Annotated in this window: 17 protein-coding genes; 14 read left to right on the forward strand and 3 right to left on the reverse strand. The window is 38.8% G+C overall.

The features are described from left to right. Positions 1 to 82 precede the first annotated feature (82 nt). Positions 83 to 442 carry a hypothetical protein gene (locus tag SanaruYs_RS03940; protein WP_127121184.1) on the reverse strand — a complete coding sequence of 120 codons (360 nt, stop codon included), beginning with the start codon at positions 440 to 442 and terminating at the stop codon, positions 83 to 85. A gap of 88 nt (positions 443 to 530) precedes the next feature. On the opposite strand from SanaruYs_RS03940, the gene hppD reads away from it, so the two are divergent. From hppD to SanaruYs_RS20055, 4 genes are all read left to right on the forward strand, one after another. Next, positions 531 to 1,625 (forward strand): 4-hydroxyphenylpyruvate dioxygenase, encoded by a 1,095-nt coding sequence (gene hppD, locus SanaruYs_RS03945; RefSeq protein WP_127121338.1) that lies wholly within the window; start codon positions 531 to 533, stop codon positions 1,623 to 1,625. 59 nt (positions 1,626 to 1,684) lie between these two features. After that, the gene (locus SanaruYs_RS03950; protein ID WP_127121185.1) at positions 1,685 to 3,412 is read left to right on the forward strand and encodes a phospho-sugar mutase; all 1,728 of its coding nucleotides are present in this window, start codon (positions 1,685 to 1,687) and stop codon (positions 3,410 to 3,412) included. Between the two features lie 36 nt (positions 3,413 to 3,448). Then, entirely contained in the window at positions 3,449 to 4,771 is a 1,323-nt protein-coding gene (mtaB, locus tag SanaruYs_RS03955; RefSeq protein WP_127121186.1) for a tRNA (N(6)-L-threonylcarbamoyladenosine(37)-C(2))-methylthiotransferase MtaB, read from the forward strand. Between the two features lie 396 nt (positions 4,772 to 5,167). Continuing rightward, complete coding sequence (locus tag SanaruYs_RS20055; RefSeq protein ID WP_160118576.1) at positions 5,168 to 5,323, forward strand: hypothetical protein; 156 nt, start codon at positions 5,168 to 5,170, stop codon at positions 5,321 to 5,323. Here SanaruYs_RS20055 and SanaruYs_RS03960 read toward each other — a convergent pair whose 3' ends face one another. Continuing rightward, on the reverse strand, positions 5,324 to 5,977 hold the full coding sequence (locus tag SanaruYs_RS03960; protein ID WP_127121187.1) for an ABC transporter ATP-binding protein: 654 nt from the start codon (positions 5,975 to 5,977) through the stop codon (positions 5,324 to 5,326). A gap of 53 nt (positions 5,978 to 6,030) precedes the next feature. Between SanaruYs_RS03960 and sucC the strand changes: the two genes are divergently transcribed. The 10 genes from sucC to SanaruYs_RS04010 all read left to right on the forward strand — a co-directional run bounded on the left by sucC (position 6,031) and on the right by SanaruYs_RS04010 (position 15,856). Continuing rightward, positions 6,031 to 7,242: an ADP-forming succinate--CoA ligase subunit beta gene (gene sucC, locus SanaruYs_RS03965; RefSeq protein WP_127121188.1), complete on the forward strand. Its 1,212-nt coding sequence runs from the start codon at positions 6,031 to 6,033 to the stop codon at positions 7,240 to 7,242. 52 nt (positions 7,243 to 7,294) lie between these two features. Next, positions 7,295 to 8,224, forward strand: a complete 930-nt coding sequence (locus SanaruYs_RS03970) for a hypothetical protein (protein ID WP_127121189.1) — start codon at positions 7,295 to 7,297, stop codon at positions 8,222 to 8,224. 18 nt (positions 8,225 to 8,242) lie between these two features. After that, a complete protein-coding gene (locus SanaruYs_RS03975; protein ID WP_127121190.1) occupies positions 8,243 to 9,211 on the forward strand; it encodes a vWA domain-containing protein in 969 nt (322 codons plus the stop codon). Then, entirely contained in the window at positions 9,208 to 10,041 is an 834-nt protein-coding gene (locus tag SanaruYs_RS03980) for a tetratricopeptide repeat protein (RefSeq protein WP_127121191.1), read from the forward strand. Before SanaruYs_RS03975 ends, SanaruYs_RS03980 begins: the two co-directional genes overlap by 4 nt. Positions 10,042 to 10,155: 114 nt before the next feature. Next, the gene (locus tag SanaruYs_RS03985) at positions 10,156 to 11,334 is read left to right on the forward strand and encodes an acetyl-CoA C-acyltransferase (RefSeq protein ID WP_127121192.1); all 1,179 of its coding nucleotides are present in this window, start codon (positions 10,156 to 10,158) and stop codon (positions 11,332 to 11,334) included. Between the two features lie 82 nt (positions 11,335 to 11,416). After that, complete coding sequence (locus SanaruYs_RS03990) at positions 11,417 to 12,736, forward strand: toxin-antitoxin system YwqK family antitoxin (protein WP_127121193.1); 1,320 nt, start codon at positions 11,417 to 11,419, stop codon at positions 12,734 to 12,736. 5 nt (positions 12,737 to 12,741) lie between these two features. Continuing rightward, positions 12,742 to 13,704 (forward strand): phosphoribosylaminoimidazolesuccinocarboxamide synthase, encoded by a 963-nt coding sequence (locus SanaruYs_RS03995; protein ID WP_127121194.1) that lies wholly within the window; start codon positions 12,742 to 12,744, stop codon positions 13,702 to 13,704. A 3-nt stretch (positions 13,705 to 13,707) separates the two neighbouring features. Continuing rightward, a complete protein-coding gene (locus tag SanaruYs_RS04000; protein ID WP_127121195.1) occupies positions 13,708 to 14,082 on the forward strand; it encodes an STAS domain-containing protein in 375 nt (124 codons plus the stop codon). A 63-nt stretch (positions 14,083 to 14,145) separates the two neighbouring features. After that, complete coding sequence (locus SanaruYs_RS04005) at positions 14,146 to 15,063, forward strand: ribonuclease Z (RefSeq protein WP_127121196.1); 918 nt, start codon at positions 14,146 to 14,148, stop codon at positions 15,061 to 15,063. 1 nt (position 15,064) lies between these two features. Next, positions 15,065 to 15,856 (forward strand): queuosine precursor transporter, encoded by a 792-nt coding sequence (locus SanaruYs_RS04010; protein WP_127121197.1) that lies wholly within the window; start codon positions 15,065 to 15,067, stop codon positions 15,854 to 15,856. Here the strand turns inward: SanaruYs_RS04010 and SanaruYs_RS04015 are convergent. Next, positions 15,853 to 16,584: a TrmH family RNA methyltransferase gene (locus SanaruYs_RS04015; RefSeq protein ID WP_127121198.1), complete on the reverse strand. Its 732-nt coding sequence runs from the start codon at positions 16,582 to 16,584 to the stop codon at positions 15,853 to 15,855. The two genes, SanaruYs_RS04010 and SanaruYs_RS04015, sit on opposite strands and share 4 nt — an antisense overlap. Between the last annotated feature and the right edge of the window lie 4 nt (positions 16,585 to 16,588).

Below are 16,588 nucleotides of genomic sequence, written 5' to 3' on the forward strand. Positions count from 1 at the left end.
TCGTTGTTAGTTGTTAGTTGTTGGTATCATCTTCCAACAACTAACAACGAATAACGAACAACGAATAACGAACAACTAACTGTTATTTAGCAGTCCAGATAGTCTCCTGCTTCTCTTGACCCACCGTTAAAATTATACGTGGGGGATTTGCCGCCAATACTAGCTTAGTGTCTTTTCCCGGATAATCATCAGCATCTACAACTACTCCCTTACCTAAGTAGGCAACTGGCATCAAAACATCATTATCAGAGCAAAATTCATCATGTACGTCTTGTAAAATTTCCTCTAGCTTAGCCCCAAACTGCTCCTGGAAGTCATCTTCCAGATCATGCAAAGCATCCTCCATTTCGTCATACTTGGGGTTATTGTAGTCAACGGCAGCCAATTCTTCTTTTCTTTTGGTAAGTTCTGCCAGCGCTTTATCGAGTGCTTTAATATCCATAGGTCAATTTTTAACAAAGATTACACAAAGCTAAATTTTTAAAAAGGACTTGTTGTCTTAAATTTACACTGTTTCAAATGAAATTATGATGACAGAAGACTTTCTACCTATTAATGGCACTGATTATATCGAAATGTATGTGGGTAATGCAAAACAATCCGCATTATTCTATCAATATGCCTTTGGTTTTGAGTTAATCGCTTATGCCGGGCCAGAAACTGGCCTGAGAGATAGAGCGTCTTATGTACTAAAACAGAATAAGATACGTCTGGTGCTTACATCATCCATTCGTCAGGATTCTGAAATAGCAGAGCATGTAAAAAGGCATGGTGATGGCGTAAAAGTATTAGCATTATGGGTAGATGATGCAACAAAATCATTTCAAGAAACAACTAAACGAGGCGCAGTAGTTGCAAAAGAACCCCAGGTTCTAAAAGATGAAAATGGAGAAGTGGTGGTTGCATCCATTAAAACATATGGAGAAACAATACATACTTTCGTTGAAAGAAAAAATTACAAAGGTTTATTCTTGCCCGGTTATATAGCAAGAAAAAGTAACGTAAAGATTGAACCACTAGGTCTTGAGTATGTAGACCATTGTGTTGGTAATGTAGAACTGGGTGCCATGAATAAGTGGGTTAAGTTTTATGAAGACGTAATGGGTTTCAAATTGTTGTTGACATTTGATGATAAAGACATCTCAACTGAATACAGCGCACTAATGTCTAAGGTGGTTTCAAATGGCAATGGTTACATTAAATTTCCCATTAATGAACCTGCTGAAGGCAAGAAGAAATCGCAGATTGATGAATACTTAGAGTTTTACAACGGACCTGGTGTACAACATATTGCTGTGGCCACCAACAACATATTGCATACTGTTGGTGAACTTCGAAAACGCGGTGTAGAGTTCTTACAGGTGCCGGAAATATATTATGAAGATGTTCTAAGTCGTGTTGGAAAAATAGATGAAGACTTGCAACCACTTAAGGATCTAAATATTCTCATCGACAGAGACGAAGAAGGATATTTGCTTCAAATCTTTACAAAACCAGTGCAAGACAGACCTACCCTTTTCTTTGAAATTATTCAACGTAAGGGTGCCAAATCATTTGGGAAAGGTAATTTCAAAGCTTTGTTTGAAGCGATAGAGCGTGAACAAGCCATTCGTGGAAACCTGTAATTATTCTAAAATATTATCCTTGAAGTTATTGACTTAAAGGATTTAGAGATTTAAAACTTATGGCACTTTCAAAAGAAGTACAAGATCGCATTGATTTATGGCTCAATAGTCCAATAGTTGATGAGGCTTCAAAAAATGATATAAAAAAACTTCAGTCAGAAGGAAAAGAAAAAGAACTCACAGATAGTTTTTATAAAGATCTTGAATTTGGCACTGGCGGTTTACGCGGTATTATGGGCGCTGGCTCCAACTGCATGAACCAATACACGCTTGGTAAAGCAACGCAAGGATTGGCTAATTATTTGAATAAGACCTATCCGAATTCACCTATCAAAGTTGCCATTGCTTACGATAACCGTAATAACAGTAAGATCTTTGCACAGATTACAGCCAATATTTTTTCAGCAAACAATATTCAGGTTTTTCTTTACGATGAATTAAGACCCACTCCTCTCCTTTCTTACACCATCAGGCACTTACAATGTCAATCAGGTGTTGTGATTACAGCTTCGCACAATCCAAAAGAATATAACGGCTATAAAGTATACTGGAGTGATGGTGCTCAAGTAGTACCTCCGCATGATAAGAATATCATTGCTGAAGTTAATGCCATCAGTACTTTCGAGCAAATCAAATTTAACTCCAATCCATCATTAATACATTCAGTTGAGCAAGCAGTTGAGCAAGCTTATTATGAAGAAGTTAAAAAACTGATTCCTAAAAAAGAGGCTATTGCCAAACACCATAACATGCCTATTGTTTACACGAGTATTCATGGATCTGGCATTACCATGGTTCCCGAATGCTTGAAGCAAATAGGTTTCACTAATGTTCAAGTTGTTGCCGAACAAGCAATACCAGATGGTAATTTCCCAACAGTACACTCTCCTAACCCAGAGGAACAAGCTGCGATGGAAATGGTTATTAAAAAGGGAATAGCACTGAATGCTGACATGGTAATGGCAACAGACCCAGACACAGACCGAGTAGGTATTGGTGTACGCAAACCAAGTGGTGATTTTGTATTACTTAATGGCAACCAGGCGTTTAGTTTAATGATGTGGTTTATTTTAAAAAACCAACAGAGTACAACCAACGCGTATATCGCTAAAACAATTGTTACGAGTGAGTTGGTAGATGAGATGGCTCAACAACTCAATGTAAAATGCTATAACACACTAACAGGCTTCAAATACATTGCTGAGGTAATGAAGCAGCAAGAAGGTAAACTGCGCTTTATTGCAGCCGGTGAAGAAAGTTACGGTTATATGGTGGGTGATTTTGTGCGAGACAAAGATGCAGTTTCTGCCTGTGCATTTTTTGCAGCCATGGCTGCTGCCGCCAAAGATGAAGGGAAGACCATTTACGACTGGCTAATTCAGATGTATGTCGAGTTTGGATACTACAAGGAGAGCCTAATTACACTGACCAAAAAAGGACAAGAAGGAGAGCAAGCCATTAAAGCCATGATGGCAAAATTCAGAAGTGAGGCACCAACTAGCATGGCTGGCATTGACGTTGTAAGTGCATTGGATTATTTAAGCCTGAAAGAAAGAAATTTAAAAACTGGAGAGGAAAAGATTTTAGCCTTTCATAAATCCGATGTACTGCAATACTATTTGGCCGATGGAACCAAAGTTTCTGTAAGACCTTCAGGTACTGAGCCAAAGATTAAGTTTTACATCAGCGTAAAGACGCAATTGGCTGACTCGAAAGCCTACGAGAATGTGAGCCAAAGCCTCGATGCAAAACTAAAAACGATTGAGTCTTATCTATTAAGTTTGTAAGGCTAGCTTCAGGATGCTTATCTTTGCAGCTTAAGCATGAAAAAAGTAGCTTTTTACACATTAGGTTGCAAACTCAACTACTCAGAGACCTCCACCATTTCTCGAATGTTCGAGGAAAAGGGGTATGCTAAAGTTGATTTTTCCGACAAGCCCGACATTTTTATTATCAACACCTGTTCGGTTACCGAAAATGCTGATAAAAAGTGTCACAAAATTGTTCGTGAAGCCCGCGCCATTTCACCAGATGCATATGTTGCCATCATTGGTTGTTATGCACAATTAAAGCCGCAGGAAATTGCCAGTATACCTGGTGTTGATGCTGTGTTGGGTGCTGCCGAAAAATTCAGATTAGTAGAATTACTCGATGGCTTTGTGCGAAAACCCGAAACAGCTGTCCATGCATCTGATATTGAGGCTGCCAATAAATTCAATACCTCCTATTCTATTAACGATCGAACTAGAACTTTCTTAAAAGTGCAAGATGGTTGCGACTACTCTTGTGCTTTCTGTACCATTCCATTGGCCAGGGGCAATAGTAGAAGTGATAGTATTGAAAACATAATTAAAATCGCTCAGGAAATAGCGCAAACGGAAGTTAGAGAAATTGTATTAACTGGTGTAAACACGGGAGATTTCGGAATACAAAATGGAATTCGGGTTGAGCGCTTTGCTGATTTAGTAAAAGCCCTTGACGAAGTCGAAGGTATTGAGCGTTTCAGAATATCTTCCATTGAACCAAACCTTTTATCTGATGAGATTATTGGCTTCGTTGCGGAGTCCAAACGCTTTGTCCCACACTTTCATATACCATTACAGTCAGGTTCGAACAAAATTCTGAGGCTTATGCGCAGAAGGTATTTGCGCGAGCTTTATATCAGCAGAGTAGAGAAGATTAAAACGCTTATGCCCCATTGCTGCATTGGTGTAGATGTCATCGTTGGTTTTCCTGGAGAAACAGATGAAGATTTTAAGGAGACTTATCAATTCTTAAATGAATTGGATATCTCCTATCTGCATGTGTTTACCTATTCCGAAAGGGAAAACACATTAGCCACTGAAATGGAAGACAGCGTGCCACAAAGTAAAAGAGCTGAGCGCTCTAAAATGCTTCACATTTTATCTGATAAAAAACGTAGAAAGTTTTATGAGGATAATCTTGGGAATGATTTCACCGTGCTGTTTGAAAACGATGTAGAGAATGGCATGATGCATGGCTTCACTGAGAATTATATTCGTGTGAGCGCCAAATACGATCCGATGCTGATCAATGAACTACGTAAGGTTCGTCTTACTTCCATCAACGATAAGGGCCTTGTTGAGGTTGAGGAGTCTAATCAAGAGTTACTTCATCATCACTAATCGACAACTGGCAATCTTTTAATCAGTTTAACGTCAAAATCGACTAAAAAACTCCAAAAAGTTCGAAAGTTGGTTAAAAGCTATTCCAAATTCTGGTTGCCTTTACTATGTAAGATTTTAATTGATTCATCACATTTATGATGTCACCTTATTATTAAGGCATTTTGTAATATGTTGATTACAAGCTAGATATAACCAATCTTTCTATTTTTATCTTGAACTGATTTATCTCCCTATTGAATTGTGCTTAAAAGTTTATCTGCGTCATTTTTTTAGTTTAAATCCTAAAAAAGGTATTAAAATGACCAAGCCCTTACGTGAATCTTGTAGAGGTGGCTATTGAAATTAATTGTAAATCAAATGGATAGACCTTTGTTATAACAAAAACAAAGACTCATGAAAAAATCAGCCCTCCTCTTCATTGCAGCTTTATTTATTCTATCATCGTGCAGCCTTGAAAGCTTTCAGTGTCATAGCTATGGCCATACCAATAAAGTGACTAAGCATGGCATGAAAGCACAAAATAAATACCAGAAGAAGCACAGAATTTAATTACAGCTTAACCAGACCATCAGCTAACTCAATCTTACGATCGGCCATTCCAGCAAGTTCGGCATTGTGTGTTACAATGATAAAAGTTTGATCAAGCTCCTTTCTCAGCTTAAAGAAAAGCTGATGTAGTTCAAGCGCTGTTTTCGAATCCAGGTTTCCGCTAGGCTCATCTGCAAGAATAATAGATGGCGCATTGATTAGCGCTCTAGCCACTGCAGTTCTTTGCTGCTCACCACCCGACATTTCAGAAGGTTTGTGTTCAGCTCTTTGCGACAAGCCTAATATTTTCAACAATTCGTTTGCACGTTTTTTCAAATCAGGTTCGGCTTTTCCACCAATAAAGCCTGGCATCATTACATTTTCCAAAGCAGAGAATTCGGGTAAGAGATTATGAAATTGAAAAACAAAGCCTATTGCATTATTCCTAAATCGTGCTAAATCAGCAGCATTTTTCACAAAAACATTTTCATTATTCATCAACAATTGTCCAGAATCTGGCTTATCCAGCGTACCCAGTAAATGAAGTAGCGTACTCTTTCCTGCTCCAGAAGCACCGACAATAGCGACTATTTCGCCCTTATTTACCTGAAGGTCAATACCTTTTAGCACTTGCAGTGTTCCATACGATTTTTTTAGACCTTCGGCTTTCAGCATATTATTTGAATTAGAATCTGAAATAAACTAGTTTCGCTTCAAATTAAAAATGCATGAACATTCACGAATATCAGGGTAAAGAAATTCTCAAGAAGTACGGAGTGGCAGTTCAGCGTGGTATTGTAGCAGATACACCAGACGCAGCTGTCAATGCAGCCAAAGAATTACAAGCCGAAACGGGCACAAAATGGTTTGTTATAAAGTCGCAAATCCATGCCGGTGGCAGAGGAAAGGGATCGGTAAAAGAAACAGGCTCAAAGGGTGTAGTCCTTGCTAAAGGTATTGCAGAAGTTCCTGAAAAAGTGAAAGCGATTCTGGGAGGAACCTTGGTAACTATACAAACTGGAGCTGAAGGAAAAAAAGTAAATAAGGTGCTTATTGCTGAGGATGTATATTATCCTGGAGAAAATGAGCCAAAAGAGTATTATATGAGCATTTTGCTCGATCGTGCTACCGGATCGCCAGTAATCATGGCATCTACTGAAGGTGGTATGAACATTGAAGAGGTTGCTGAAAATCATCCTGAAAAAATTATTAAAGAATGGATTGACCCCCATTTAGGTTTACAGCCATTCCAGGCAAGAAAAATTGCATTTGCCATGGGCTGGGAAGGTAACGCTTTCAAAGAGGGTGTTAAATTTATTAATTCACTTTACAATGCCTATTTAGGTTTGGATGCTTCAATGTTTGAGATTAATCCTTTATTAAGGACTTCAGACAATAAGATTTTGGCAGTAGATGCAAAAGTTGATCTTGACGACAATGCTTTGTACCGTCATAAAGATTTAGCTGAACTAAGAGACATTTCTGAGGAAGATCCATTAGAAGTTGAGGCTGGTAAATCAGGTCTTAACTATGTAAAGTTAGACGGTAACGTTGGCTGTATGGTGAATGGTGCTGGTTTAGCTATGGCAACAATGGATATTATTAAGTTATCTGGTGGTGAACCTGCCAACTTCCTTGACGTAGGGGGTGGAGCAAATGCTGAAACTGTTGAGGCTGGTTTCCGTATAATCTTGAAGGACCCGAATGTAAAAGCTATTTTGATCAATATTTTTGGGGGTATTGTTCGATGCGACCGTGTAGCAAATGGCGTGGTTGAAGCTTACAAGAAAATTGGCGATATTCGAGTACCCATTATTGTACGCTTACAAGGCACAAATGCTGAAGAGGGAGCTAAAATAATTGAACAATCGGGCCTTAAAGTATACTCAGCAATCGTTTTGAAGGATGCTGCACAGAAAGTCAAGGATGTTTTAAAATAGTCTGTTAATTCAGACTATTTTTTTCCTATATTGTAAGTCGGAAAATGCAGATATGCAGAAAATAGTAACGATAACTTTAACGATTTTACTTGCAGTACCATTCTTTGGTTTCTCACAGAGTTTTTATTCTGTGAGAAGGGATCGTAATCTTATTCTTAGCGGGGGGACAGGTGTTACCAAATACTATGGTGAGCTTGTTAATCCAAATTCAATTGGTAAAGTAAGACCTAATATTTATGCAGGTGCCGAGTATCTCATTCTTCCGAGAATCTCAGCCAGATTAGATGCTACTTGGTTTCAACTATCGGGTAGTGATGCAATAGCTGATGCTTCTCGCAGAAGTAGAAATCTGAGTTTTTTCTCTAATAATTTCGAAATAGATTTTACCGGTTCAGTAAGGATTTTCGCAGATGAAGGAACTTACGCTAAACGCAGACCTTATAATTTTTATGGTTTAGGCGGTGTCGGGCTTCTGTACTTTAATCCAAAGACTAGATATCAAGGTGATATAGTAGCATTACAGCCTCTTCAAACAGAAGGTGTTGAATACAGCAAAATACAGTTCGTCATTCCAATGGGCTTTGGAGTAACTGTTAAAATCAACCCTTTTATCAACTTTGCTTTAGAAGGTGTCTTAAGAAAAACCTTTACAGATCATCTTGATGATGTTAGCTCCTTCAATTATGTTGATCCTGCAACACTACTTGGTGGTGTAGATGGTCTATCAGCCAAACTTGCTGACAGAAGAGGTGAGTTTAATCCTGATGGTGATTATACATTTGATCCCGCAAACCCTGATAGAAGAGGTAATCCTGAAACTGATGATTCATACTTTATTGTAACAGCTAAGTTGCAATTTTATGTACCTACAAAATTTGGCGCAAGCAAAAAGCTTTATAACACCAAAAGAAAAGGCTCTAAAAGCAGCCGTACTAAAGGTGGTATGTACAAAGTGAGAAAAGGCGCATACAAGCGCAGATAAGTTATTCCCTACTAGCCTGTGCTCTGGTATCATACATTTGGTTTACTTGAAATTAGTCTGATTATTACCTTTTTTGTCTTCTACGGCATATACTTAGTCAAACTTAAACGAGTAGCGAAGCAACTTAATACCAATTTCTCATCAGCTTTCTATAAGTTCACATTACGTTGCGCAATCTTCGCACTGCTTATTATTTCGTTGTTGGGGCCTTCTTTCGGCTCAGCCAAAAAAGAAGTTAAATCTGTAGGCAAAGACATCATGATTTGTGTTGATCTGTCCAAATCGATGGATGCTTTCGACATACAACCTACCCGTATTGAAAAGATCAAGTTTGAATTAAAACGCATTGTACAGGCATTCAACTCGGACAGAATAGGTATTATTATTTTTTCTTCAGAAGCCTTCATGCAGTGCCCTCTCACCTTCGACCAAAATGCACTGAACCTTTTTATTGAAACCATGAATTCAAGTTTGGTGCCTGGAGGCGGAACCGATTTTGCTCCTCCCCTACGTATGGCATTAAAAAAACTAGAAGATGACAAAGCACCATTAGCACAAACTAAATCTAAAATTATTGTGTTAATCAGTGATGGTGAAGATTTCGGTGAGGATACTCAAGAGGTAAATTCTCTTATTGAGGATAAAGGTGTTAAGCTATTTACACTTGGGGTAGGTACTCAAGAAGGAGGAAACATTTATTCCGGTAATGGTCTTAAAATGGATCGCTCAGGAAATGTTGTTACAACAAAACTCAAACCTGAAGCGTTAAAAGATTTAGCTAACAAAACCGGAGGACAATATTTTGAAATCAACGAAAACAAAAATGATGTGGCGCGTATGATTAATTCAATAAGTAAAATTGAAGGTGAATTCAGAGATGCCCGTTTTGTTGATACTTCGTCTAATAAGTATTATTACTTTTTAGCAGCAGCTTTGTTACTGCTCGTTTTAGATGTTTTGGTTAATATTAGAACGATCAGGATATGAAAGTGCTGATATTTGCCATCTTATCACTAATAGTGTATACCGACCCTGGTAAAATCAGTAAAATTAATACCCTTAAATCGGAGGCCAGAAAAGCTTTTAATTCAGGTGACTATCAAACAGCAGTCAGTAAGTACCAGATGCTGAAAGACTCGCTCCTGGTAAATGAAGATGAAATAAAATTAAACCTAGCACATGCTTATTATCAGTTAAACGATAGTGCTCAGGCCATTTCTACTTATCAGGAAGCTACAGCCAGTCTCGATAAGACAATACGATCAAAAGCCAATCAACAACTTGGCATTATAAATAATCAGCAGGGCAAATTTGAAGAAGCACTTAATAACTTTAAACAAGCCATTAAAGCCGATCCTAATAATATGGATGCTCGCTATAATTATGAGATGTTGAAAAAGAAGTTAGAGGAGAAGAAAAAACAAGAGGAGCAACAAAAACAAGATCCAAAGCAAAACGATCAACAAAAAAATAAAAACGAAGAGAAGAAAGAGGAACAGAACAAAAAAGACAAAGAGAAGAGCGAGCAAGAGAAAAAAGAAGATCAAAAAAAATCTGAAAATAAAGACGAAAAGAGTAAGGAAGAAAAGAAAGACGAGGAGCAAAAGAAAGATGAACAACAAAAGGATTCTGAAAAGCCTAGCGAGGAGAAAAAAGAAACCCCACCTTCTGTTAGCGAGAAATTGCAACAAATGAAAATCAGCGAAGAGAAGGCTAAAATGTTGTTGGAGGCCATGAAAAATCAAGAGGTTCAGTACCTGCAACAAAACAAGCGCAAGGCCACGAAACCCAAAGAAAAAGGCAAACCCGATTGGTAGGGCTTGGCATTGTCCACCCCTCTAAACTTCACCAATTATTCTATTATGGGCAATGAAGATGGCTTGAATTTCCTATTTTTGACCCACTAAATCGTTTACGGAAATTATTTAATCATGCAAGAAGTATATATCGTTTCAGCTGTCCGCACACCGATCGGCAGCTTTTTAGGTAGTCTATCATCACTCACTGCAGTTCAATTGGGTGGTATCGCCTTTAAAGGCGCCCTTGAAAAATCCGGTATCGATAAGAAATTGATTCAGGAGGTTTTTGTTGGCAATGTTATTTCAGCTGGTTTAGGTCAGGCACCTGCCACTCAGGTTGCGGTAGCTGCCGGATTAGGCTTTGATATCCCCTGTACTTTGGTTAACAAGGTTTGCGCTTCAGGTATGAAAGCTGTTATGCTTGGTGCGCAATCCATTATGTTAGGTCATAACGATGTTGTTTTAGCAGGTGGTATGGAAAGCATGAGTAATATCCCGTTTTACCTTTTAAAAGCGCGTACCGGTTATAAATATGGTAATGGTGAATTAGTCGATGGACTTCAGTTTGATGGCTTGACAGATGTGTACAACCATTGTGCTATGGGCGTTTGTGCAGATAACACTGCGAAAGAGATGAACATCTCCCGTCAGGATCAGGACACTTACGCCATTAACTCTTACAAACGTTCTGCTGCTAGTTGGGCTGCAGGTAAGTTCAAAGATGAAATTGTTAGTGTGGAGATTGTTGACCGTAAAGGCAACAAAACCATTTTCGCAGAAGATGAAGAGTTCAAAAATGTAAACTTTGATAAAATGGCCGGACTAAAACCAGCCTTTTCCAAAGAAGGAACTGTTACTGCCGCTAATGCTTCAACCTTGAATGATGGTGCCTCTGCACTACTCCTGGTAAGCAAGAAAAAAGCAGAAGAACTTGGCCTAAAACCAATCGCGAAAATAAGAGGCTTTGCTGATGCCGCACAAGATCCGATGTGGTTTACTACAGCACCATCGTTGGCTATTCCTAAGGCGCTTAAATTGGCTGGTGTGGAACAAAAAGATGTTGATTACTACGAGATTAATGAAGCCTTCTCCGCAGTTGCTATCGCTAATAACATTAAACTTGGCTTAGACCCTGAGCGCGTAAATATTAATGGTGGTGCTGTTGCTTTAGGTCACCCGCTAGGTGCCTCAGGTGCCCGTATTACAGCTTCCCTTATTCAGGTATTGAAACAAAACAGCGCTTCAATAGGTGTAGCTGGTATCTGCAATGGAGGTGGTGGCGCGTCTGCCATCGTTATAGAGAGCCTCTAATCGATTTTTCTAGCAATATTTTGGATAGCCTTGCGTTAATTGCAAGGCTATCTTTATTTTAGCTTAGCTTAAACCTCGTCATATGACTAACCGGTTTTTCCTCCTTTCTATCCTCTGCCTAATAACCCATACTAGTTTTGCTCAGCGCGAGGTTAAAACGTATTACGATGGCGGTAGAAAGCAAGTACAAGAAAACTACTTTGTATCCATAGCAGATAATGAGTCAATTATAGGTAGATACAAAAAATTCTATCCAGATGGTAAACTGGCCCTCGAAGGAGAGTTTATTGAAGGTAGAAAATCCGGCACCTTTGTAGAATATTATCCTAACGGTAAACCTTCCCGCATACTCACTTATGAGAATGGTTTAAGACAAGGGCCTGTAGAAATCTTCGATGCCAATGGTCTTCAGGTACAGCGAGCCTACTACCAAAACGACAGACTAGTTGATAGTGTCAGAACCTTTCATGATAATGGTGAACTCAAAAGTGAAACCATTTTTAAGAAGGGAAAACCAGATGGTCTTGTACTTGAGTATTACCCTGACAAAACTGTCAGCAAAGAGATTCTATACAAAAACGGAAAGCCTAACGGACTAACACGCACCTTTTATCCTGATGGCAAACCAGAAACAGCCTTCAATTGTAAAGATGGCATCGTAGTGGATTTCTATAAAACCTACTATCCTAATGGCCAAATGGAATTTCAGTACACCATGGAAGCCGGAGCCAAAAATGGAGAATACAAAAGCTTTGATCGAGAAGGACGCCTAACTACCATGGGTTACTTTATGGCAGGCCAGTTACATGGCGATAATTATGGATACCACCCCAATGGAAAATTGCAGCATAAGTTTAAATACTTCGAGGGCAAGCGAATTGGCAATGGCTTTGTATACCACGAAAATGAACAAATTAAAACAAAAGAAAGCGTAGCACTCAATGGCCGTAACAGAACTGTTGAAGAGTTTACCAAAGAAGGCAAGGCGGTTTGGGTAAAAGAATATGTTAATGAAACCCCACATGGCAAGTGGATTTTCTATTTCGAAGATGGAAAGACCATTAAAGAAAAACAGCTTTTTGAAAATGGTAAGCTACACGGTGACCATGTTACCTATCACCCTAATGGCAAAGTAGCCAATGAAGACATTTATAAATTCGGGCTATTGGCAGGCCCTTTTAAAATGTTTTATGAAAACGGGAAGCTTCAGAGTACTGGTGAATACAAATCAAATCGTTTACATGGTCTGTTCACTGCCTACCATCCAAATGGAAAAATCAAAGAACAAGGCGAATATATAGCAGCCCGAAAACATAAAGTGTGGAAAGAGTTTGATGAGCAGGGAAATTTGATCAGAACCTTTAATTTTAAGGCCGGAATCCTGGTAGAAACCCAGGAGTAAAATTCATGAAGGCCATAAGAGAAACAACATTCAATTTTCCAGGACAAACTGGTTTTTATAAAGGCAAAGTACGTGATGTATACTTTTTTGGAGAATACATGGCTATGGTTGCAAGCGACCGCATTTCGGCTTTTGATGTTATTTTACCCAAAGCCATTCCTGATAAAGGTCGGGTCCTTAATCAAATTGCGGCATATAACCTTCAGGCTACCAAAGACATAGTACCCAACTGGGTAATCAGTAGTCCGGATCCTAACGTTACCATTGGCTTTACCTGCGAAGCTTTTGCAGTTGAAATGGTAGTGAGAGGTTATCTGGCAGGACATGCGTGGCGCGAATATAAAGCCGGTAGGCGCACGTTGTGTGGTGTTACCCTTCCGGAAGGACTAAAAGAAAATGACAAGCTTCCCTACCCTATTATTACGCCTACAACCAAGGCACAGGTCGGCCATGACGAGGATATATCCAGGGAGGCTATATTGGAGCGTGGAATAGTAAGTCAGGCTGATTATGAGGTATTAGAAGATTATACCCTAAAACTTTACCAGCGGGGCACAGAACTGGCAGCAAAACGAGGTCTTATTCTAGTTGACACTAAATACGAATTTGGTAAGCACAAAGGTAAAATCTACTTGATAGATGAGGTACACACCCCTGATTCATCCCGGTATTTTTATAAAGAAGGATATGAAGAAAGGCAAAATAATGGTGAAGCACAGAAACAGCTTTCCAAAGAGTTTGTACGCCAGTGGCTTATCGAAAATGGTTTTCAGGGTAAAGATGGTCAACAAGTACCTGAGATGAGTGAAGCTATTGTAACCTCTATTTCTAACCGATATAAAGAGCTTTATTTACACGTTACGGGTGAATCACTTGGCCCTGTTGATTATGATCAAGTGATTGAAAGGATAGAAAAGAGCATCCTCAATTCAATAAAATCGCTTAACTTACAGCCTAGTGTTAATTAAGTCATGAAGTATACAATCGACAAACAAGAAAAATACGCCTCACTTCGCCTGCATGAAGAAAAATTGGATTCAAGCGTTGCTCCCCAATTAAAATCAGAGCTAATTACCCTCCATGCTGAAGGAATACATAATGTGATTCTGGATCTTACAGAAGTAAAGTACACAGATTCATCGGGGCTGAGTGCTTTACTTGTGGGCAACCGTATTATGCAGGAAGATGGTGGAATTTTTATTTTAGCTTCACTATCGGAACACACCATGAAATTGATCAAAATATCGCAATTGGATACGGTTTTGAATATTTTACCAACCGTTGAAGAAGCCATTGATGCAGTGTACATGCATGAAATAGAAAAAGATTTAAAACAAGGGAGTTAAAATTCTCCAGCCATTTTAAAGCCCTGCTTGTCGGGGCTTTTTTGTTACTTATAAATTCTGAATTTGTCGTTTTCCATAACCATACTAGGCTCAAGCGGTGCACTTCCTGCTTACGGACGTTTTCCTTCCTCACAATTTATTGAAATACAAAACCGGTATTTCCTGGTTGATTGTGGCGAAGGAACTCAAATGCAGCTAAGAAGATATGAGCTAAATGTGCATCGCATTAACCATATATTTATCAGTCACTTACATGGGGATCATTATCTGGGTTTGATGGGACTCCTTCTCACACTTCATTTGCAGAAAAGAACCACTGAACTCCATTTATATAGCCATGCGGGCTTAGATGAAATCATTACAGTACAATTACGTCACTCTAAATCCGTACTTAACTACTCCATTATTTTCCACACGCTTACAAAAGATAAGCATGAGATTCTATTTGAAGATGAGCATTTGCAAGTAGAAAGCATCCCTTTAACACACAAACTAACCTGTTCCGGATTTTTATTCCGGGAAAAACCAAAAGCAAGACGGTTAAACAAAAACCGTTTGCCTGACGGTCTGTTATTACAACAAATAGCGGCTTTAAAAATGGGAGATGATGTAATTGAGGAAGATGGCAAAGTACTTTATAAAAATGAAGACCTAACATTAACGGCAAAGCACAGCCGCAGCTATGCCTACTGTTCCGATACAGCTTACGAGCCTAAGCTTATTCCCCTCATAAAAGATGTAGATCTGCTCTACCATGAGGCTACGTTTATTGAAGATGATAAACTAAAAGCAAAAGAAACAATGCACAGTACGGCACTGGAAGCTGCACAAATTGCACAGCTGGCAGGAGTGAAAAAGCTTGCACTTGGGCATTTCTCGGCTCGCTATAAAGATTTGATAGTAATAGAAGAAGAAGCAAAAACTATTTTTAAGAATACAGTATTGGCTACTGAAGGACAAAACTTTTCATTAGAAGAATAAGATGAAGAAATCAGCTGTACAAAAACGCAACCTGCTTTTCATTGTATTGTGTGGAATATTTCTGACAAACGCCCTGGTGGCAGAAATGATTGGTGTGAAAATTTTTTCCGCAGAAACTACACTTGGCCTACAGTCTGCAAACATCAGTATTCTTGGCTTTAAACTGGACTTTAATCTTACAGCTGGTGTTGTGCTCTGGCCATTCGTTTTTATTACAACAGATATTATAAATGAGTACTTTGGTAAAGAAGGAGTTAAACGCATTTCATACCTCACTGCTATTCTAATAAGCTATGCTTTTATAGTAATTTATGTTACTACCCTTTTGCCACCAGCCGATTTTTGGATGGACATTAACAGCAAGGACAATGATGGAAATCCCTTTAATATCAATTACGCTTTTCAAACTATTTTCAGGCAAGGACTTGGCATTATTATAGGATCGCTTACTGCTTTTTTAATCGGTCAGCTTTTAGATGTTTTTGTTTTTCATAAACTGAGAAAGCTTACAGGCAGCAAATTTGTTTGGTTAAGAGCTACCGGGTCAACTCTGGTATCGCAGTTAATCGACAGCTTTGTAGTTTTGTTTATTGCCTTTTTTGTTTTTGGCAATTGGGAAATTAAACAGGTTGCATCTGTGGGGTTTAATAATTACATATACAAGTTCTTTATTGCCATTGCCCTTACACCCCTTATCTACCTTGCTCACTATTTGATAGATAAATATTTAGGTAAGGATGATGCCGACAAGCTTGCAGAGGAGGCAGCCGCCAAAAGTGATGGTTTATTCTAACGCTTAATATTATCTAATAGAATGGCAGTGGCAATGGCTGCATTCAAAGACTCTGCCAGACCCAGTTTTGGAATGGTTATAGGATGTGTAACCTTTTGACTAAGTTCTTTAGAAATGCCATTTGACTCATTGCCGATAATTAATAAACCGGCTTTAGGAAAAGAAGTTTGATGGACATTCTGACCATCTAAAAAAGCACCATATACAGGAAGCGTATTTGCCGCAAGCACTTCAGTTAAATCAGTGTAAAAGACATTGACACGCGTGAAAGAACCCTTGGTTGCGTTTATCACTTTCGTATTATAAAAGTCTACAGTTTCTTCCGAAGCTAGAATTTGCGTAATACCATACCAATCTGCCGTTCTAATAATAGTACCCAAGTTACCTGGATCCCTGATGTCATCTAAAACCAGGGTGAAATTGTCTTGAGCTATAGTAACTGTATCCCATTTCTTCATTTGCACTACGGCAAGTGCTGCATCATTTGTTTTAAAATCACCCAAAGTGCTTAAAAGATCGGGCTTAACCACATAAAGTTCTGTACCGTCTTTAATTGTTGGAAGGTCTTGGATAAAGGTCTCTGTACCTAGAATTATACGTAGCTCAAAGTCGGATGCGAGTACTTCTAAAACACTCTTTCCTCCTTCAACAATAAAGCATTGCTCCTGTTTACGATATTTCTTTTCTTGCAGCGATTTAATGAATTTAATTGTCGATTTTGTAAGCATATCA

Origin of the sequence: Chryseotalea sanaruensis (genome assembly GCF_003990915.1) — a bacterium.
GTDB lineage: Bacteria > Bacteroidota > Bacteroidia > Cytophagales > Cyclobacteriaceae > Chryseotalea > Chryseotalea sanaruensis.